The sequence below is a fragment of the Citrobacter sp. RHBSTW-00599 genome, from assembly GCF_013784065.1.
In the GTDB taxonomy this organism is placed as follows: Bacteria; Pseudomonadota; Gammaproteobacteria; order Enterobacterales; family Enterobacteriaceae; genus Citrobacter; species Citrobacter braakii.
In genome coordinates this window covers 317,076-335,734 of record NZ_CP056717.1, presented here as the reverse complement: position 1 = coordinate 335,734, position 18,659 = coordinate 317,076, and the positions used below count along the sequence as shown (strand labels likewise).

Below are 18,659 nucleotides of genomic sequence, written 5' to 3'. Positions count from 1 at the left end.
AAGCCCCGGTAGATGACTGGCATTTTTGCCAGTCAATCCGTATAACTATCCCCTGATTTTTTATCCTATAGACGAAGCTATCCATGATGAATGATTCTTTCTGCCGCATTATCGCAGGTGAAATTCAGGCTCGTGCTGAACAGGTAGAAGCTGCCGTTCGCCTGCTTGACGAAGGGAACACCGTGCCGTTTATCGCACGTTATCGTAAGGAAATCACCGGCGGTCTGGACGATACGCAACTGCGTAATCTGGAGACCCGTCTGGGATATCTGCGTGAACTGGAAGACCGCCGTCAGGCAATCCTGAAATCTATCGGCGAGCAAGGCAAACTGACCGACGATTTGGCGAACGCGATCAACGGCACGTTAAGTAAGACCGAACTCGAAGATCTCTATCTGCCGTACAAACCTAAGCGCCGCACCCGTGGGCAGATAGCCATTGAGGCCGGACTGGAGCCGCTGGCAGATCTGCTGTGGAACGAACCGTCCCATGACCCGGAAACCGAAGCCGCAAAATATCTCAACGCCGAAAACGGCGTGGCCGATACCAAAGCTGCCCTCGATGGCGCACGCTACATTCTGATGGAGCGCTTCGCCGAAGACGCTGCGCTGCTGGCAAAAGTGCGTGATTATTTGTGGAAAAACGCCCATCTGGTTGCCGCCGTGGTTAGTGGCAAAGAAGAGGAAGGCGCTAAGTTCCGCGATTACTTCGATCACCACGAACCTATTTCTACCGTTCCATCCCACCGTGCGCTGGCCATGTTCCGTGGTCGTAACGAAGGCGTGTTGCAGCTTTCACTAAATGCCGATCCGCAATTCGATGAGCCGCCAAAAGAGAGCCACGGCGAGCAGATTATCCAGGATCACCTGGGACTGCGCCTGAACAACGCCCCCGCTGACAGCTGGCGTAAAGGCGTTGTTAGCTGGACGTGGCGCATCAAAGTGCTGATGCACCTTGAAACTGAGCTGATGGGTACCGTGCGTGAACGTGCGGAAGATGAAGCGATCAACGTCTTTGCCCGTAACCTGCATGACCTGCTGATGGCCGCCCCGGCCGGGCTGCGCGCCACAATGGGTCTCGATCCGGGTCTGCGTACCGGTGTAAAAGTGGCGGTGGTTGACGGTACCGGCAAGCTGGTCGCGACCGACACTATTTATCCGCATACCGGCCAGGCAGCCAAAGCCGCCGTTGCCGTGGCGGCGTTGTGTGAAAAATACAACGTTGAGCTGGTCGCGATTGGTAACGGCACGGCGTCGCGCGAAACCGAGCGTTTCTTCCTCGACGTGCAGAAACAATTCCCGAAAGTGACCGCACAGAAAGTGATTGTCAGCGAAGCCGGGGCATCGGTTTACTCTGCTTCCGAGCTGGCGGCGCTGGAGTTCCCGGATCTCGATGTTTCGCTGCGTGGCGCGGTGTCTATCGCCCGTCGTTTGCAGGATCCGTTGGCGGAGCTGGTGAAAATCGATCCGAAATCTATCGGCGTGGGCCAGTATCAGCACGATGTAAGCCAGACGCAGCTGGCGCGCAAGCTGGATGCGGTGGTGGAAGACTGCGTGAATGCCGTCGGCGTCGATCTGAATACCGCCTCCGTGCCGCTACTGACCCGCGTTGCTGGCCTGACGCGCATGATGGCGCAAAACATCGTCGCCTGGCGCGATGAGAACGGTCAGTTTCAGAACCGTCAGCAACTGCTAAAAGTTAGCCGCCTGGGGCCAAAAGCCTTTGAACAGTGCGCGGGCTTCCTGCGTATCAACCATGGCGATAACCCACTGGATGCTTCTACCGTTCACCCGGAAGCTTATCCGATTGTGGAACGCATTCTGGCCGCAACCGAGCAATCGCTGCGTGACCTGATGGGCAACAGCAACGAACTGCGCAATCTGAAAGCAGCCGATTTTACCGACGAACGCTTCGGGGTGCCGACCGTCACCGACATCATCAAAGAGCTGGAAAAACCGGGCCGCGACCCGCGTCCTGAATTTAAAACCGCGCAGTTTGCTGATGGCGTAGAAACCATGAACGATCTGCTGCCGGGAATGATTCTGGAAGGGGCAGTCACTAACGTCACGAACTTCGGCGCGTTTGTTGATATTGGCGTTCATCAGGATGGTCTGGTGCATATCTCTTCATTGTCGAATAAGTTCGTCGAAGATCCACACACCGTGGTGAAAGCGGGCGACATTGTGAAAGTGAAAGTGCTGGAAGTTGACCTGCAACGTAAGCGTATCGCACTGACCATGCGTCTGGACGAGCAGCCGGGTGAAACCAATGCGCGTCGCGGCGGCGGGAATAACGATCGCACTCAAAGCAATCGCCCGGCGCCAAAAGCCGCGAAACCTCGTGGTCGTGACGCACAGCCTGCGGGTAACAGCGCCATGATGGATGCGCTGGCGGCGGCAATGGGTAAAAAACGCTAGTGTGACTTTTTTGCCGGATGGGGGGATAACCTCCTTATCCGGCTAACTTGTCGCAATTAATTTGTAAGCCGGATAACACGCGTGAGCGTCGCCATCCGGCATATTTAGTCTATTTCCCGCTTTTACCGCCATATATTTATCACTTCATTAACAGATGAAACCTTAATTAAACATTAAGATCCTCACTAATTATTTCCGTGAATCATTCGTTCTCAACCAGAATAAATATTGAGGAATATCAAAATTGGCGCAAATTATTATCCAATTGTACATTCCGTCACATTTATTCTATTGATGATAGAAACCATTCTCATTATCATTGATCTGTTGATTATTTACTCTTTCCTTACGTTGGCTAATCATCTGGCCTCATGCCGCCTTGCCGCCCCATGAGGTAATCATCCAGTTAGCGAGATATAAGTAGGTCCCTATGCAATTCACTCCTGACAGTGCGTGGAAAATTACCGGTTTTGCCCGTGAAATCAGCCCGGCTTATCGTCAGAAACTGTTGTCACTTGGCATGCTACCCGGCTCCTCTTTCAACGTGGTACGCGTCGCCCCACTCGGCGATCCTATCCATATCGAAACGCGTCGCGTAAGTCTGGTATTGCGTAAGAAAGATCTGGCGTTATTAGAAGTGGAAGCGGTTTCCTGTTAATACAGTGAGTCTATAAAAATGAAAAAACTAACCATTGGTTTAATTGGCAATCCTAATTCCGGCAAGACTACTTTATTCAACCAGCTTACCGGCGCACGCCAGCGTGTAGGCAACTGGGCTGGCGTTACCGTTGAGCGTAAAGAAGGTCATTTCGCAACGACGGACCACCAGGTCACGCTGGTTGATTTACCCGGCACCTATTCTCTGACGACAATCTCATCCCAGACCTCTCTCGATGAGCAGATCGCCTGTCACTATATTTTAAGCGGCGACGCGGATCTCTTGATCAACGTGGTCGATGCTTCAAACCTTGAACGCAACCTCTACCTGACGTTGCAACTGCTTGAGCTGGGCATCCCCTGCATCGTCGCGTTGAATATGCTGGATATTGCCGAGAAGCAGCAAATCCGTATCGATATCGATGCCCTCTCCGCTCGCCTTGGCTGCCCGGTGGTTCCGCTGGTATCCACCCGCGCCCGCGGCATTGAAGCGCTGAAACTGGCGATCGATCGCTACAAAGAAAACGACACCGTCGAGCTGGTTCATTATGCCCAGCCGCTGCTGCAGGAAGCGGATTCCCTCGCCGATGCGATGGCCAAAGATATGCCGTTAAAACAGCGCCGCTGGCTGGGCCTGCAGATGCTGGAAGGTGATATCTACAGCAGGGCCTACGCGGGTGATGCCGCGCAAAACCTTGATGCCGCCATTGCACGTCTGAGCGAGACAATGGACGATCCGGCACTGCATATCGCCGATGCGCGCTATCAGTGCATTGCCGCTATCTGCGATACCGTCAGCAACACCCTGACGGCAGAGCCGAGCCGCTTCACCACCGCAGTAGATAAAATCGTCCTCAACCGCTTCCTCGGGCTGCCGATTTTCCTGTTCGTGATGTACCTGATGTTCCTGCTCGCCATCAACATTGGCGGCGCGCTGCAACCGTTGTTTGACGTCGGCTCCGTAGCGCTCTTTATCCATGGGATTCAGTGGATTGGCTACACGCTGCACTTCCCGGACTGGCTCACTATCTTTTTGGCGCAAGGTCTTGGCGGCGGGATTAACACCGTGCTGCCACTGGTACCGCAAATCGGCATGATGTACCTGTTCCTCTCCTTCCTTGAAGACTCCGGTTACATGGCGCGCGCCGCGTTTGTAATGGACCGTCTGATGCAGGCGCTGGGACTGCCGGGCAAATCGTTTGTCCCGCTGATCGTCGGCTTTGGCTGTAACGTACCGTCAGTGATGGGCGCACGTACGCTGGACGCCCCGCGTGAACGTCTGATGACCATCATGATGGCGCCGTTTATGTCTTGTGGCGCTCGCCTGGCGATTTTCGCCGTCTTTGCCGCTGCGTTCTTTGGTCAGAACGGTGCGCTGGCGGTCTTCTCACTGTACGTACTGGGCATCGTTATGGCGGTATTGACCGGCCTGATGCTCAAACACACCATCATGCGTGGCGAAGCAACGCCGTTCGTGATGGAGCTGCCGGTGTACCACGTGCCGCACATTAAGAGTCTGATTATTCAGACCTGGCAACGCCTGAAAGGCTTCGTTCTGCGTGCGGGTAAAGTCATCATCATCGTCAGCATTTTCCTCAGCGCGTTTAACAGTTTCTCGCTGAGCGGAAAAATCGTCGACAACATCAACGACTCTGCTCTGGCTTCCGTCAGCCGCGTAATCACGCCGGTCTTCAAGCCGATTGGCGTTCACGAAGATAACTGGCAGGCAACCGTAGGTCTGTTCACCGGCGCGATGGCGAAAGAAGTGGTTGTCGGTACGCTGAACACGCTCTATACCGCAGAAAACATTCAGGAAGAAGAGTTCAACCCGGCAGATTTCCACCTCGGTGACGAGCTGCTCGGCGCGGTAGATGAGACCTGGCAAAGCCTGAAAGACACCTTCAGCCTGAGCGTACTGGCTAACCCTATTGAAGCCAGCAAGGGCGACGGTGAAATGGCTACGGGTGCAATGGGCGTGATGGGCGAAAAATTTGGCAGCGCTGCCGCCGCTTACAGCTACCTGATTTTCGTGTTGCTGTATGTGCCATGTATTTCGGTAATGGGCGCTATTGCACGTGAATCCAGCCGTGGCTGGATGGGCTTCTCGATTCTGTGGGGCCTGAACATCGCCTACTCTCTGTCGACGCTGTTTTATCAGGCGGTCAGCTACAAAGAGCACCCGACCTACAGCCTGGTGTGCATTTTAGCTGTCATCCTGTTTAACATTGTGTTGCTGGGCCTGCTGCGTCGAGCTCGCAGTCGCGTGGATCTCGCACTGCTGGCGACCAACAGGACGGCAAGCTCCTGCTGTTCCAGCACCACTGGCGACTGCCACTAAGGTTATCGACAATGGCATCGCTTATTCAGGTTCGTGATTTATTGGCTTTGCGGGGACGCATGGAGGCAACTCAAATTAGCCACACGCTGCACACCCCGCAGCCCATGATTGACGCCATGCTGAATCAGTTAGAAAAGATGGGTAAAGCGGTGCGGATTCAGGACGATGCCGACGGGTGTCTTTCCGGAAGCTGCAAGAGTTGTCCGGAAGGTAAAGCCTGCCTGCGCGAGTGGTGGGCTTTGCGCTAGTTCGATGCCGGATGGCGCTACGCTTCCGGTCTAAAAATGACTGCAAACGTCCTGTCCGGATAAAGCGTTTATGCTGATATCCGGCTTTTTGCGTAATGGATTCCACAAAGATGTCTCTGTTTCAGCAAAGCAGATCTATCCTCCAGCCTGTCGCGCATCGTTATCAACTCGTGAATGATTACTGGCGACCAGGGAAGTAGAGTCTCGTCATCTTGTTTCTCAGGTGACGGATCGCCATGAATACTGACACGACTGCTACGCCGCATGACGCGATTTTTAAAACGTTCTTAAACCACCCTGCTACCGCACGCGACTTTCTTCGGCTCCATCTTCCAGCCTCTTTGCAAAAACTGTGCGATCTGAAAACGCTACAACTGGAATCGGGCAGCTTTATTGAGGACGATTTGCGCACGTACTATTCCGATGTGCTGTGGTCATTAAAAACCCGCGAAGGCGATGGCTATATTTACACCATCATTGAGCATCAGAGCACCGCCGATGCCCATATGGCATTTCGGCTGATGCGTTATGCCATTGCGGTTATGCATCGCCATTTGGCTGCAGGTCACAAGAAACTCCCGCTGGTGATACCCATGCTTTTTTATCATGGCGCGGCAAGCCCATACCCCTACTCACTCTGCTGGCTGGACGAATTTGACGACCCAAAGGCCGCCAGACAACTTTATACCTCAGCGTTTCCACTGATCGATATCACCGTGGTTCCCGATGACGAGATCATGCAGCATCGCCGGATGGCGCTGTTGGAACTCATCCAAAAACATATTCGTAAACGCGATTTGATGGGACTGGTAGAAAAACTGGCCATCCTGATTATTAAAGGACACGCTAATGACAGCCAGTTGAAAGCCTTGTTTAATTATCTAATGCAGGTCGGGGACACCGCACATTTTACCGAGTTTCTTCATGAGGTCGCCGAACGTTTACCCCAACATAAGGAAAAGTTGATGACTATCGCCGAAAGATTACGACAAGAAGGGCATCTTAATGGTCTTCAGGAAGGTCATATGAAAGGGTTACAAGAGGGATTACAAGAAGGGTTACAAACGGGCTTACAACAAGGTAAACGAGAGGAAGCTTTACGTATTGCATCAACCCTGCAGGCTGATGGTATCGACCCGCTGACCATCTTCAGAATTACCGGCCTGACCGCTGAGGATCTGGCTACGCGCAGCCATTAATCTCAAGCCCGGTAAGCGCGGCTCTACCGGGCAACACAACAGATTTATAGGCGTTTTTTTAACGCCACCAGCGCTGCGCAGAACTCTGCAGGATGCGAGATAAACGGTGCATGCGCCGCTTTAGCAAATATCAACGACTCGCTATGCGGCCACAGGGCATCGAGCATTGGGACCACTTTGCGCGGAACCAGTCCATCGAGATAGCCGTACAACCGCAGAAAAGGCATGTCCACAGCGCACAGAGGCTCACGCAGATCGACCGTTTTCAGGATCTCCAGTCCGCCATTGAGCACCTCGACATTCGGCATGGGTAACGCCAGCACTGTTTTCTTCAGTGCCCGCGCATCCTGACGCGCGGTGTCCGTGCCCATCGTCTGCAACGCCAGAAAACGTTCCACCGTACGCTGGAAATCTTCGCTCAACTGCTGCTGGAAACCTGCCAGCACTTCTGGCTTGATACCCGGCCACTCGTCGCGCGCGCTAAAGCAAGGGGAAGACGCCACGGTCACCAGCGCCTGAACACGTTCAGGATGGGTTAACGCCACCTGGCTTGCGACCAGCCCGCCCAGACTCCAGCCAAGCCAGATGGCTTTCTCCGGTGCCTGTTTTACTACCCGCTCAGCCATCTCTTCCAGCGACATTGCGCCGAACCCCTGGCTGCGACCAAATCCCGGTAAGTCGACAAGATGCAGCGTGAAATGCGAACTCAATTCCTCGCTTATGCAATGCCACACTTGCGCATTCAGTCCCCATCCGTGCAGCAGCACAAGATGGCAATTTCCCGAACCCTGGGTCTGCCACCAGATGTCATTCATCAGTTATTGTTCTCTTTTAGCCTGAAAGGATGCTTCTATGCTAACAGTACCGGGATTGTGCTGGCTATGCCGAATGCCCCTGACGTTAGGGCATTGGGGGATCTGTTCAGTCTGCACACGGGCAACGCATCAGCACGTCAGCCGGTGCCCTCAATGTGGACTCCCTGCCGCGCATACCGTCGTTCCCTGCGGGCGCTGTCTGCAAAAACCACCGCCGTGGCAGCGACTGGTTACCGTCAGCGACTATGCTCCGCCATTGAGCGGGCTTATCCACCAGCTCAAGTTTTCCCGACGTGGCGAAATGGCCCCCGCTCTTTCACGCTTGTTGTTGCTGGAGGTATTACAGGCCCGGCGCGTCAGCGGTCTTCCTCTGCCGGACAGGCTCGTCAGCGTCCCGCTCTGGCAACGCCGGCACTGGCGCAGAGGGTTTAATCAGAGCGACTTACTGTGTCGTCCCCTGGCCCGCTGGCTGGGCTGCGATTGGGACAGCCGGGCCATCACGCGGGTTCGGGCAACCGCCACACAGCACCATCTCAGCGCCCGATTACGTAAACGTAACCTGAAAAACGCCTTTCGCCTTGAATTGCCAGTGCAGGGACTCCATATGGTCATTGTGGATGATGTCGTCACTACCGGAAGTACCGTCGCGGAAATCGCGCAGCTGCTTTTACGCAACGGCGCGGCGACTGTCCAGGTATGGTGCCTGTGTCGAACCTTGTAGAGCCTCGATGATGGGCGTATTATAACCAAGTAAAATAGTCAACTATTAGGCCATTACTATGATCCATATTTCCGATGCTGCACAAGCGCACTTTGCCAAACTGCTGGCAAATCAGGAAGAAGGGACACAAATCCGCGTATTTGTGATTAATCCCGGCACGCCTAACGCTGAATGCGGCGTTTCTTATTGTCCGCCGGACGCCGTGGAAGCAACCGACACCGCCATTAAATTTGACCTGCTGACCGCATATGTTGATGAACTGAGCGCACCGTATCTGGAAGATGCAGAAATCGATTTCGTTACCGACCAGTTAGGCTCCCAGCTGACCCTGAAAGCACCAAACGCCAAAATGCGTAAAGTTGCCGATGATGCGCCGCTGATGGAACGCGTGGAGTACATGCTGCAATCGCAGATCAACCCACAGCTGGCAGGTCACGGTGGTCGCGTCTCTCTGATGGAAATCACCGATGAAGGCTACGCTATTCTGCAGTTTGGCGGCGGATGTAACGGCTGTTCAATGGTGGATGTAACGCTGAAAGAAGGTATCGAGAAACAGCTGCTGGCTGAATTCCCTGAACTGAAAGGCGTTCGCGATTTAACCGAACACCAGCGCGGCGAGCACTCTTACTACTAACGCCTCAACCTGTAGAGTTTCCGTAGGCCCGTTAAGACGCATCCGCGCCGCCATCGGGCATTGATGCCGGATGGCAGCGTAATCGCTTTATCCGGCCTACAACCTTGCATTTTTCCGCATATTTCCTGCAACAATCCCCCTCATAATTTGACCAGCCTCTCATAATTTAAATTTTGCCTGCCCAGGTGATTTTCAAGCGCCGCATGTTACCCGTATCATTCGCATCAGCACCTAACACACACATAACAGCCAGCTAAACTGATTAGTTTTGAAGGCAACCAGCATTGGTGCTGAGAATGCTCTGTTCCCGGTCGGGACAATCGGAATTTGTCATCTAAACACTGACGTTACCCATAACAAAGTAAAGGCCAGGTAAATCATGCCATTAGTCATCGTTGCTATCGGTGTAATCTTGTTACTCCTCCTGATGATCCGTTTCAAAATGAACGGTTTCATCGCTCTCGTCCTGGTGGCGCTTGCTGTCGGATTGATGCAAGGGATGCCACTGGATAAAGTCATCGGTTCGATTAAAGCCGGTGTCGGCGGAACCCTTGGCAGCCTCGCCCTGATTATGGGTTTTGGCGCCATGCTGGGCAAAATGCTGGCGGACTGCGGCGGCGCACAGCGCATCGCAACCACCCTGATTGCTAAATTCGGCAAAAAACATATTCAGTGGGCGGTGGTATTAACCGGCTTCACCGTCGGTTTTGCCCTGTTCTACGAAGTCGGCTTCGTGCTGATGCTGCCGCTGGTGTTCACCATCGCCGCTGCTGCCAACATCCCGCTGCTGTATGTTGGCGTGCCGATGGCTGCTGCGCTGTCCGTAACTCACGGCTTCCTGCCGCCGCACCCAGGTCCGACCGCTATTGCCACCATTTTCCATGCAGATATGGGTAAAACCCTGCTGTTTGGTACGATTCTGGCAATCCCGACCGTTATTCTCGCCGGTCCGGTGTACGCTCGCTTCCTGAAAGGCATCGATAAGCCAATCCCGGAAGGTCTGTACAGCGCGAAAACGTTTACCGAAGAAGAGATGCCTGGCTTTGGCGTCAGCGTCTGGACCTCCCTGGTACCGGTTATCCTGATGGCGATGCGCGCCGTGGCGGAGATGATTCTGCCAAAAGGCCACGCTTTCCTGACGGTGGCAGAATTCCTGGGTGACCCGGTCATGGCAACGCTTATCGCGGTGCTGATTGCGATGTTCACTTTTGGTCTGAACCGTGGACGTTCGATGGATCAGATCAACGACACGCTGGTGTCCTCCATCAAAATCATCGCGATGATGCTGTTGATCATTGGTGGTGGCGGTGCCTTCAAACAGGTCCTGGTGGATAGCGGCGTGGACAAGTACATCGCGTCAATGATGCACGGTTCAAACGTTTCTCCGCTGCTGATGGCATGGTCTATCGCTGCGGTACTGCGTATCGCACTGGGCTCCGCAACCGTAGCGGCGATCACCGCTGGTGGGATTGTGGCACCGCTGATTGCAACGACCGGCGTAAGCCCTGAGCTAATGGTTATTGCGGTTGGTTCCGGTTCCGTCATTTTCTCCCACGTGAACGATCCAGGCTTCTGGTTGTTCAAGGAGTACTTCAACTTGACCATCGGTGAAACCATCAAGTCATGGTCAATGCTGGAAACCATTATCTCCGTCTGCGGTCTGGTAGGATGTCTGCTGCTGGGTATGGTGGTCTGATAAAACTGTGCCGGGTGGCGCTTCGCTTACCCGGCCTACCTGCTATCACCCTAAAAAAGCCGGGGAAATCCCCGGCTTTTTTACTTCTTCTTCGCGGCCGCTTTTCGGCGCTTATCCAAATCCTTAATCAGCTTGTTCACACCGTCATCGGCAAACATCTGCTCCAGCGTGGCGGTGAGCTTACGCCGCCAGTTTTTGTACTGGTTGCTGGTCCCCGGAATATTGACAGGCTCAGCCATATCCAGCCAGTCTTCCGGTTGCAGGCCCAACAGCGCACTGTTACTGTCAGCGATGTAGCGTTGCATGCCGCGATTAAGAATCGGCGTCATCGACATCAGTGACGCCTTGTGACCAGCACGTTTTGGCAGGCACCCGTATTTGTGCAGCGCGTCCAGCAGCCCCTGTTTCGCCAGTTCTCTGTCCTGATACAACCCACGCAACACGACTTCATCCGGATACAGACCCAGTGCCTTACCCAGCGTCAGATCGCCGCTATCCCAATAACCTTTAAGCGTAGGAAGGTCATGCGTCGCCGCGACTGCCATTGATTGTTCCGGGTACGCTTTCGGCGCGCGGAAATTTTTCTCATGGTCATTCTCAAAATAAAGCACTTTGTAGGAGTACACGCCGCTATCACGCAGCTTGCTGACGATCTCTACCGGCACAGTCCCCAGATCTTCACCAATTACCATGCAGTGATGACGTTTACTTTCCAGCGCCAGAATTGAAAGCAGATCGTCGACCGGATAATGCACGTAGGCGCCGTGATCGGCAGTTTCACCGTAAGGGATCCACCACAGACGCAGCATCGACATAACATGGTCGATACGCAACGCACCGCAGTTCTGCATATTGGCACGCAGCAGTTCGATAAACGGTTCGTAAGCGCGTGCCGTGATGATATGCGGATCCATCGGCGGCAATCCCCAGTTTTGCCCGAGCGGACCGAGAATATCCGGCGGTGCGCCAACCGAGGCTTTCAGGCAATACAACTCGCGGTCGCACCAGGTTTCCGCCCCGCCTTCGGCCACGCCGACAGCCAGATCGCGATATAATCCAATCGGCATCGCAAAGCCCTGGCTGGTTTTCCAGCAGTCAGCAAACTGGGTATACGCCAGCCACTGCAACCACAGGTAGAAATCCACTTCATCACGATGCTCTTCGCAAAAGCGTTTTACCTCTGGCGAATCCACCGACTGGAAAGCTTGCGGCCACACCGGCCAGCCCCAGCGCAGTGCGTCCTCTTTCACCTGATGTGCATGCAGCGCGTCAAAGGCCGCCTGCCAGTACAGGCTATCCCCTTCCTGAGTCACAAACTGACGAAATGCCGCCATCTGCTCATCGTCACGTGCAGAGAAGCTTTTCCACGCCATACGCAGCGCTGTCATCTTCAATGCGGTAACGGCAGAATAATTAACCCACTCGGTATCACGCGCGCGTTGCAGAGCTTGCTGAGTCGCGGGTTTCTGCCACCAGGCCTGCGCCTCTTTACTCAGGCGAAAATCGTCTACTGCGTTCACATCTATATAAATAACGTTCAACCAGCGGCGTGACGACGGGCTGTACGGACTGGCACTCTCCGGGTTCGCCGGATACAGCGCGTGAATCGGATTCAGGCCGATAAACGCGCCGCCGCGTTGCGCCACCTCCACCAGCATGGCACGGAGATCGCCAAAGTCGCCAATCCCCCAGTTTTTTTCTGAACGCAGGGTATAGAGCTGAACGCATGCGCCCCACAGCTTCTGCCCGGCTAATAGAGCCTGCGGCTCATAGCAGCGTTTCGGCGCGACGATGATGCGGCAATGGGTACGCAACTCCCCCTGGGTGAGGGTAAGCGTGTGATACCCTTCCGGCAGCTTCGCCGGAAGGTTGAACGATTTACCGCCGACGGCATGCCCTTTGTGCTGCACGCCCTCTTCGGTGGTCAGCAGCCAGGTAAACTCTCCGCGTCCCTCAACTGCCAGCGGCATTTTCTTACCAGCGGTATAAACCATGACATTCGGCACCGGGGTCACCGCCACCTGAGCGGTGGCGGTGGAGCGATGCATAGCGTCAAGCAAACGCCGCTTGGTTTCGACGCCAATAGACTGCGGTTTACCGTGGGCATTAATGTAATTGGGGCTAATCCCCGCCGCCAACGCGGCATTATCCAGACGTTTGCTTTCCATCGCGATTCCTTAACGTTTCGCCTGCCAGATACGAGTCTGATAATCGCGGATGGAGCGATCCGAACTGAACATGCCGCAACGCGCGGTATTCAGAATCGCCGCCCGGGTCCAGGCTTCCTGGTCACGATACAACACGTCAACCTGCTTCTGGGCTTCAACGTAGGCCGCGAAGTCCGCCATTACCAGATACGGGTCACCGCCCTGCTTGCCGATACTGTGCAGCATCTGGTCGAAGGCATGTTTATCGCCGTCGCTATACTTCCCGCTTTCCAGCTCTTTCAGAACAGCATCCAGCACTTTATCTTTCTTACGCCATTTCACCGGGTCGTACCCTTTGGCCTTGAGCGCCTTCACCTCTTCCACGGTATGACCAAAGATAAAGATATTCTCGTCACCGACCTTCTCGGCGATTTCGACGTTTGCGCCATCCAGCGTACCGACGGTTAACGCACCGTTCAGCGCCAGCTTCATGTTACCGGTGCCGGAAGCCTCTTTCCCGGCGGTGGAGATTTGCTCAGAGATATCTGCCGCCGGGATCAGCATTTCCGCCGCCGAGACACAATAATCCGGCAGGAATACGACCTTCAGCTTGTCGCCCACTTGCGGGTCGTTATTGATGGTTTCTGCAACCTTGTTAATGGCGAAGATGATATTTTTCGCCAGGTAGTAACCCGGAGCGGCTTTCGCGCCAAACAGGAATACGCGCGGCACGCGATCGGCCTGCGGGTTCTCACGGATTTCTTTGTATAACGCCAGAATATGCAGCAAGTTGAGGTGCTGACGCTTGTACTCATGCAGGCGTTTAATCTGAATATCAAAGAGAGCGTTAGTCGTTATCTCAATACCGGTACGCGCTTTAATAAACTTCACCAGACGCGCTTTGTTCGCCAGCTTGATGTCACGATACTGCTGACGAAACTTCGCGTCGTCGGCGTATTTTTCCAGGTTAATCAACTGATCGAGGTCGTTGGCCCACTCTTTTTTCAGCGATTTATCCAGCAGCGCGGCAAGTGCCGGGTTGCACTGCTTAATCCAGCGACGCGGAGTAATCCCGTTAGTGACGTTATGGAATTTGTTCGGCCAGAGCTGATGATATTCCGGGAACAGATCCTTCACCACCAAATCGGAGTGCAGCGCCGCCACGCCGTTAACCGCAAAGCCGCTGACCACACACATGTTGGCCATACGCACCTGTTTGTTATGCACCACCGCCAGCTTCGCCCAAATTTCAGCGTCACCCGGCCAGGTTTTATCGACCAGCTTCTTAAAGCGGTCGTTAATCTCTTTGATGATTTGCATATGGCGCGGCAGTAGTGCTTTCACCAGCTTCTCGTCCCAGCACTCCAGCGCCTCTGGCATCAAAGTGTGGTTGGTATAAGCAAAGGTCTTACTGGTAATAGCCCACGCATCGTCCCAGCTCATCTGGTGCTCATCAATCAGCACACGCAGTAGCTCAGGGATGGCGATGGTCGGGTGAGTATCGTTGAGCTGAATCACCTCAAAATCAGCCAGCTCATGCAGTTTACGCCCTGCCAGATGATGGCGGCGCAGAATGTCAGCTACGGAGCAAGCGCACTGGAAGTATTGCTGCATCAGGCGCAGCTTTTTACCCGCGGTGTGGTTGTCATTCGGGTACAGCACTTTGGTGAGTTTTTCAGCGTCGATGCCCTGCTGCTCTGCGCGCAGAAAATCGCCGTCATTAAATTTGGTCAGGTTAAACGGATGCGCGTGACTGGCCTGCCACAGACGCAGCGGTTGCGCCACGCCGTTACGGTAGCCGAGAACCGGTAGATCCCAGGCCTGGCCGGTGATAACAAACCCCGGCTCCCAGTGCCCTTCTTTGGTGACCTTGCCGCCAATCCCTACTTGCACATCCAGTGCCTCGTTGTGACGGAACCACGGATAGCTGCCGCGATGCCAGTCATCCGGGGCTTCCATCTGCTGCCCATCGGCAAATGACTGACGGAACAGGCCGTACTGGTAGTTGAGACCATAGCCCGTCGCCGATTGACCGACTGTCGCCATCGAATCAAGGAAGCAGGCCGCCAGGCGTCCCAATCCACCGTTACCCAGCGCCGGGTCGATCTCTTCTTCCAGCAGGTCGGTCAGGTTGACGTCATGCGCTTTCAGCTCATCGCTCACCGCCTGATACCAGCCGAGATTGAGTAAGTTGTTGCCAGTCAGACGGCCAATCAAAAACTCCATCGAGATGTAGTTAACATGGCGCTGATTTTTTGCCGGCTTCGCCGCAGGCTGGGCGCTGAGTAACTCAGCCAACGCCCCACTCACTGCCTGCCACCACTGGCGCGACGTCATTTCTTGAGCCGACAGTAAACCGAAGCGCTGCCACTGACGCGTCAGGGCAGCCTGAAATTGATCTTTGTTGAAAGTAGGCTGTGACATAGGGGTTCCAGATCCTTAGGTAATAAAACAACGTTATCGCTAGTTTGCCAGGCTCGTTGTTGACCTTCCTCATCCTGGCACGGATTAGGCAGGGAGGAGGAGCGGGGATGAGCATAAAAGTGTGATCGCTGCCACTTAAAGGGGGTGTTATCGCCCGTAAATTCGCGTAAGTCCGGCATAACGCCCCTGTAATGCCCAACGGACGACGCATTAATAACAAGAGATAAATCGACAATATCAAATAGAGGGGTGACGATGGGAAACAATCTGTAAACAGAGAAATAGTTTCTAACCTGAAATATCCAAGGTGGATAAGATAATTCACATAAAACTTTTAAGTCGGCCACAAAATTCGGCTCTTTACATTAAGCAACTGAGTAACCTTATAAAAAGGGAGGTATTTTTCGGCTCAGCCAAAATACCGATGGATCCAGTCGCCACGCCTGTTGTGACTCTTTAAAGCAATTAATGTAATAGATGTTTAGATTTGTGACATAGTGCAAAATCAGACACACAAAAAGTCCGCTTAGCTTGCATAAAACACTAATCTGGCCGACCTTATATCTATTAATTACGAAGCGCAAAAAAAATCATTTTTCCCCATTTTCACACAGTGAAGTGACTAACTTATGTTGATTCCGTCTAAATTAAGTCGTCCGGTTCGACTCGACCATACGGTGGTTCGTGAGCGCCTGTTGGCTAAACTTTCCGGCGCGAACAATTTCAGGCTTGCCCTGATAACAAGTCCTGCTGGTTATGGAAAAACAACGTTGGTTTCACAATGGGCAGCGGGGAAGAACGACTTAGGCTGGTACTCTCTGGATGAAGGCGATAATCAACAAGAGCGCTTTGCCAGCTATCTGATCGCCGCTATCCAGCAGGCAACCGGTGGACACTGCACCACCAGCGAAGCGATGGTGCAAAAGCGCCAATACGCCAGCCTGACGTCACTGTTTGCGCAGCTATTTATTGAACTGGCCGAGTGGCATCGCCCGCTCTACCTGGTAGTGGATGATTATCATCTCATCTCCAATCCGGCAATTCACGAAGCGATGCGTTTCTTCCTGCGTCATCAGCCTGAGAACCTCACGCTGGTCGTGCTGTCGCGTAACCTGCCGCAGTTGGGTATTGCCAACCTGCGAGTACGCGATCAGTTGCTGGAGATAGGCAGCCAACAGCTGGCGTTTAACCACCAGGAAGCCAAACAATTTTTCGATCGACGTTTGTCCTCGCCTATCGAAGCGGCAGAAAGCAGCCGGATGTGCGATGACGTTGCTGGCTGGGCCACGGCGTTACAGCTGATTGCCCTCTCCGCCCGCCAGAACAACCACTCTGCACACCAGTCCGCACGCCGCCTCGCCGGGATCAACGCCAGCCATCTGTCCGATTATCTGGTTGATGAAGTGCTGGACAGCGTCGACCTCGGCACCCGTCATTTCCTGCTGAAAAGCGCCATTCTGCGCTCAATGAACGACGCACTGATCGTCCGGGTCACCGGGGAAGAAAACGGCCAGATGCGGCTGGAGGAGATTGAGCGCCAGGGATTATTCTTGCAGCGGATGGATGACGTCGGTGAGTGGTTCAGCTACCACCCGCTGTTTGGCAGCTTTTTACGCCAGCGCTGTCAGTGGGAACTGGCAAGCGAACTGCCCGAAATACACCGCGCCGCCGCTGAAAGCTGGATGGCGCAAGGCTTCCCCAGCGAAGCTATCCACCACGCGCTGGCGGCAGGCGACGCGCATATGCTACGCGATATCCTGCTTAACCATGCGTGGGGACTGTTTAACCACAGCGAACTGACATTACTGGAAGAGTCGCTGAAAGCCCTGCCGTGGGAAAGTCTGCTGGAAAATCCGCGTCTGGTTCTGCTGCAAGCCTGGCTGATGCAAAGCCAGCACCGCTACGGCGAGGTTAATACCCTGCTGGCGCGCGCTGAGCAGGAAATGAAAGGCGACATGGAACCGACGCTGCACGCCGAATTTAACGCCCTGCGTGCGCAGGTCGCGATTAACGACGGCAATCCTGACGAAGCCGAGCGCCTGGCAAAGCTGGCGCTGGATGAGTTACCCATCGCCTGGTTCTATAGCCGTATCGTCGCCACCTCGGTACATGGTGAAGTCCTGCACTGTAAGGGCGATCTCACGCGTTCTCTGGCGTTGATGCAGCAAACCGAGCAAATGGCACGCCACCATGACGTCTGGCATTACGCGCTGTGGAGTTTAATTCAGCAAAGTGAAATTTTTTTTGCCCAGGGCTTTTTACAGGCCGCCTGGGAGACTCAGGAAAAAGCGTTTCAGCTGATCAAAGAGCAGCATCTGGAACAGTTGCCGATGCACGAGTTCCTGGTGCGTATTCGCGCGCAGCTGCTGTGGGCATGGGCGCGCCTGGACGAATCGGAAGCGTCTGCCCGCTCGGGTATTGAACTGCTTTCCACATTCCAGCCGCAGCAACAGCTACAGTGCCTGGCGCTGCTGATTCAATGTTCGCTGGCCCGGGGAGATCTGGATAATGCGCGTAGCCTGCTCAACCGCCTGGAAAACCTGCTGGGTAACGGTCACTATCACAGTGACTGGATCTCGAACGCCGATAAGGTACGGGTGATTTACTGGCAAATGGTGGGCGACAAAAACTCGGCCGCCAACTGGCTGCGCCACACGCCGAAACCGGAATTCGCCAATAACCACTTTCTGCAAAGCCAGTGGCGCAACATCGCCCGCGCGCAGATCCTGCTGGGCGAGTTTGAACCGGCTGAGATTGTGCTGGAAGAGTTGAATGAAAATGCGCGCAATCTGCGCCTGATGAGCGATCTGAACCGTAACCTGCTGCTGCTTAATCAGCTCTTCTGGCAGGCAGGACGCAAAAATGACGCACAGCGCGTGTTACTCGACGCGCTGCAGCTGGCGAACCGCACCGGATTTATCAGTCACTTTGTCATTGAAGGTGAGGCCATGGCGCAGCAACTGCGTCAGCTGATTCAGCTCAATACCTTACCGGAACTCGATCAGCACCGCGCCCAGCGTATTTTGCGTGAGATTAACCAGCATCACCGCCATAAATTCGCCCACTTCGATGAAGGATTCGTTGAGCGTCTGCTTACTCACCCGGAAGTACCGGAGCTTATCCGGACCAGCCCGCTGACCCAGCGCGAATGGCAGGTTCTGGGACTGATTTATTCGGGCTACAGCAACGAGCAGATCGCCGGAGAATTGGCCGTCGCGGCAACGACCATCAAGACGCACATCCGCAATTTGTATCAAAAGCTCGGCGTCGCACACCGCCAGGATGCGGTGCAACATGCGCAGAAACTGCTGAAAATGATGGGGTATGGGGTTTAGTTAATGCCTGATACGCTACGCTTATCAG

General features: G+C 54.3%; 12 protein-coding genes. 9 read left to right on the top strand and 3 right to left on the bottom strand.

The annotated features are described in order from the left end of the window. Positions 1-83 precede the first annotated feature (83 nt). The 5 genes from HV243_RS01520 to HV243_RS01500 all read left to right on the top strand — a co-directional run bounded on the left by HV243_RS01520 (position 84) and on the right by HV243_RS01500 (position 6,859). The gene (locus HV243_RS01520) at positions 84-2,417 is read left to right on the top strand and encodes a Tex family protein (protein ID WP_016154803.1); all 2,334 of its coding nucleotides are present in this window, start codon (positions 84-86) and stop codon (positions 2,415-2,417) included. 430 nt (positions 2,418-2,847) lie between these two features. Further along, positions 2,848-3,075, top strand: coding sequence for a ferrous iron transporter A (gene feoA, locus HV243_RS01515; RefSeq protein ID WP_003023519.1), 228 nt, complete (start codon positions 2,848-2,850; stop codon positions 3,073-3,075). A gap of 18 nt (positions 3,076-3,093) precedes the next feature. After that, entirely contained in the window at positions 3,094-5,412 is a 2,319-nt protein-coding gene (gene feoB / locus HV243_RS01510) for a Fe(2+) transporter permease subunit FeoB (protein ID WP_053388953.1), read from the top strand. A gap of 11 nt (positions 5,413-5,423) precedes the next feature. Further along, complete coding sequence (gene feoC / locus HV243_RS01505; protein WP_047358169.1) at positions 5,424-5,660, top strand: [Fe-S]-dependent transcriptional repressor FeoC; 237 nt, start codon at positions 5,424-5,426, stop codon at positions 5,658-5,660. Positions 5,661-5,896: 236 nt separating this feature from the next. Beyond that, the gene (locus HV243_RS01500) at positions 5,897-6,859 is read left to right on the top strand and encodes an Rpn family recombination-promoting nuclease/putative transposase (protein WP_053388954.1); all 963 of its coding nucleotides are present in this window, start codon (positions 5,897-5,899) and stop codon (positions 6,857-6,859) included. A 44-nt stretch (positions 6,860-6,903) separates the two neighbouring features. On the opposite strand, the gene bioH is transcribed toward HV243_RS01500, so the two are convergent. After that, positions 6,904-7,674: a pimeloyl-ACP methyl ester esterase BioH gene (bioH, locus tag HV243_RS01495; protein WP_016154806.1), complete on the bottom strand. Its 771-nt coding sequence runs from the start codon at positions 7,672-7,674 to the stop codon at positions 6,904-6,906. Positions 7,675-7,711: 37 nt separating this feature from the next. Here bioH and gntX point away from each other — a divergent pair, with 37 nt between their 5' ends. The 3 genes from gntX (at position 7,712) to gntT (ending at position 10,725) form a co-directional block, all read left to right on the top strand. Continuing rightward, positions 7,712-8,395 (top strand): DNA utilization protein GntX, encoded by a 684-nt coding sequence (gene gntX, locus HV243_RS01490; protein ID WP_016154807.1) that lies wholly within the window; start codon positions 7,712-7,714, stop codon positions 8,393-8,395. 58 nt (positions 8,396-8,453) lie between these two features. After that, entirely contained in the window at positions 8,454-9,029 is a 576-nt protein-coding gene (gene nfuA / locus HV243_RS01485) for a Fe-S biogenesis protein NfuA (protein ID WP_003023509.1), read from the top strand. A gap of 379 nt (positions 9,030-9,408) precedes the next feature. Then, a complete protein-coding gene (gene gntT, locus HV243_RS01480) occupies positions 9,409-10,725 on the top strand; it encodes a gluconate transporter (protein ID WP_003023507.1) in 1,317 nt (438 codons plus the stop codon). An 80-nt stretch (positions 10,726-10,805) separates the two neighbouring features. On the opposite strand, the gene malQ is transcribed toward gntT, so the two are convergent. After that, positions 10,806-12,893, bottom strand: a complete 2,088-nt coding sequence (malQ, locus tag HV243_RS01475) for a 4-alpha-glucanotransferase (protein WP_053388955.1) — start codon at positions 12,891-12,893, stop codon at positions 10,806-10,808. 9 nt (positions 12,894-12,902) lie between these two features. Further along, positions 12,903-15,296, bottom strand: a complete 2,394-nt coding sequence (gene malP / locus HV243_RS01470; protein ID WP_053388956.1) for a maltodextrin phosphorylase — start codon at positions 15,294-15,296, stop codon at positions 12,903-12,905. 629 nt (positions 15,297-15,925) lie between these two features. Between malP and malT the strand changes: the two genes are divergently transcribed. Then, positions 15,926-18,631 (top strand): HTH-type transcriptional regulator MalT, encoded by a 2,706-nt coding sequence (malT, locus tag HV243_RS01465; RefSeq protein WP_053388957.1) that lies wholly within the window; start codon positions 15,926-15,928, stop codon positions 18,629-18,631. The last annotated feature ends 28 nt before the right edge of the window (positions 18,632-18,659 follow it).

What these genes read in the sequence shown, in the direction of transcription:
- HV243_RS01520 (WP_016154803.1), top strand. Translation starts at nt 84, where the DNA reads ATGATGAATGATTCTTTCTGCCGCATTATCGCAGGTGAAATTCAGGCT.
- feoA (WP_003023519.1), top strand. Translation starts at nt 2,848, where the DNA reads ATGCAATTCACTCCTGACAGTGCGTGGAAAATTACCGGTTTTGCCCGT.
- feoB (WP_053388953.1), top strand. Translation starts at nt 3,094, where the DNA reads ATGAAAAAACTAACCATTGGTTTAATTGGCAATCCTAATTCCGGCAAG.
- feoC (WP_047358169.1), top strand. Translation starts at nt 5,424, where the DNA reads ATGGCATCGCTTATTCAGGTTCGTGATTTATTGGCTTTGCGGGGACGC.
- HV243_RS01500 (WP_053388954.1), top strand. Translation starts at nt 5,897, where the DNA reads ATGAATACTGACACGACTGCTACGCCGCATGACGCGATTTTTAAAACG.
- bioH (WP_016154806.1), bottom strand. Translation starts at nt 7,674, where the DNA reads ATGAATGACATCTGGTGGCAGACCCAGGGTTCGGGAAATTGCCATCTT.
- gntX (WP_016154807.1), top strand. Translation starts at nt 7,712, where the DNA reads ATGCTAACAGTACCGGGATTGTGCTGGCTATGCCGAATGCCCCTGACG.
- nfuA (WP_003023509.1), top strand. Translation starts at nt 8,454, where the DNA reads ATGATCCATATTTCCGATGCTGCACAAGCGCACTTTGCCAAACTGCTG.
- gntT (WP_003023507.1), top strand. Translation starts at nt 9,409, where the DNA reads ATGCCATTAGTCATCGTTGCTATCGGTGTAATCTTGTTACTCCTCCTG.
- malQ (WP_053388955.1), bottom strand. Translation starts at nt 12,893, where the DNA reads ATGGAAAGCAAACGTCTGGATAATGCCGCGTTGGCGGCGGGGATTAGC.
- malP (WP_053388956.1), bottom strand. Translation starts at nt 15,296, where the DNA reads ATGTCACAGCCTACTTTCAACAAAGATCAATTTCAGGCTGCCCTGACG.
- malT (WP_053388957.1), top strand. Translation starts at nt 15,926, where the DNA reads ATGTTGATTCCGTCTAAATTAAGTCGTCCGGTTCGACTCGACCATACG.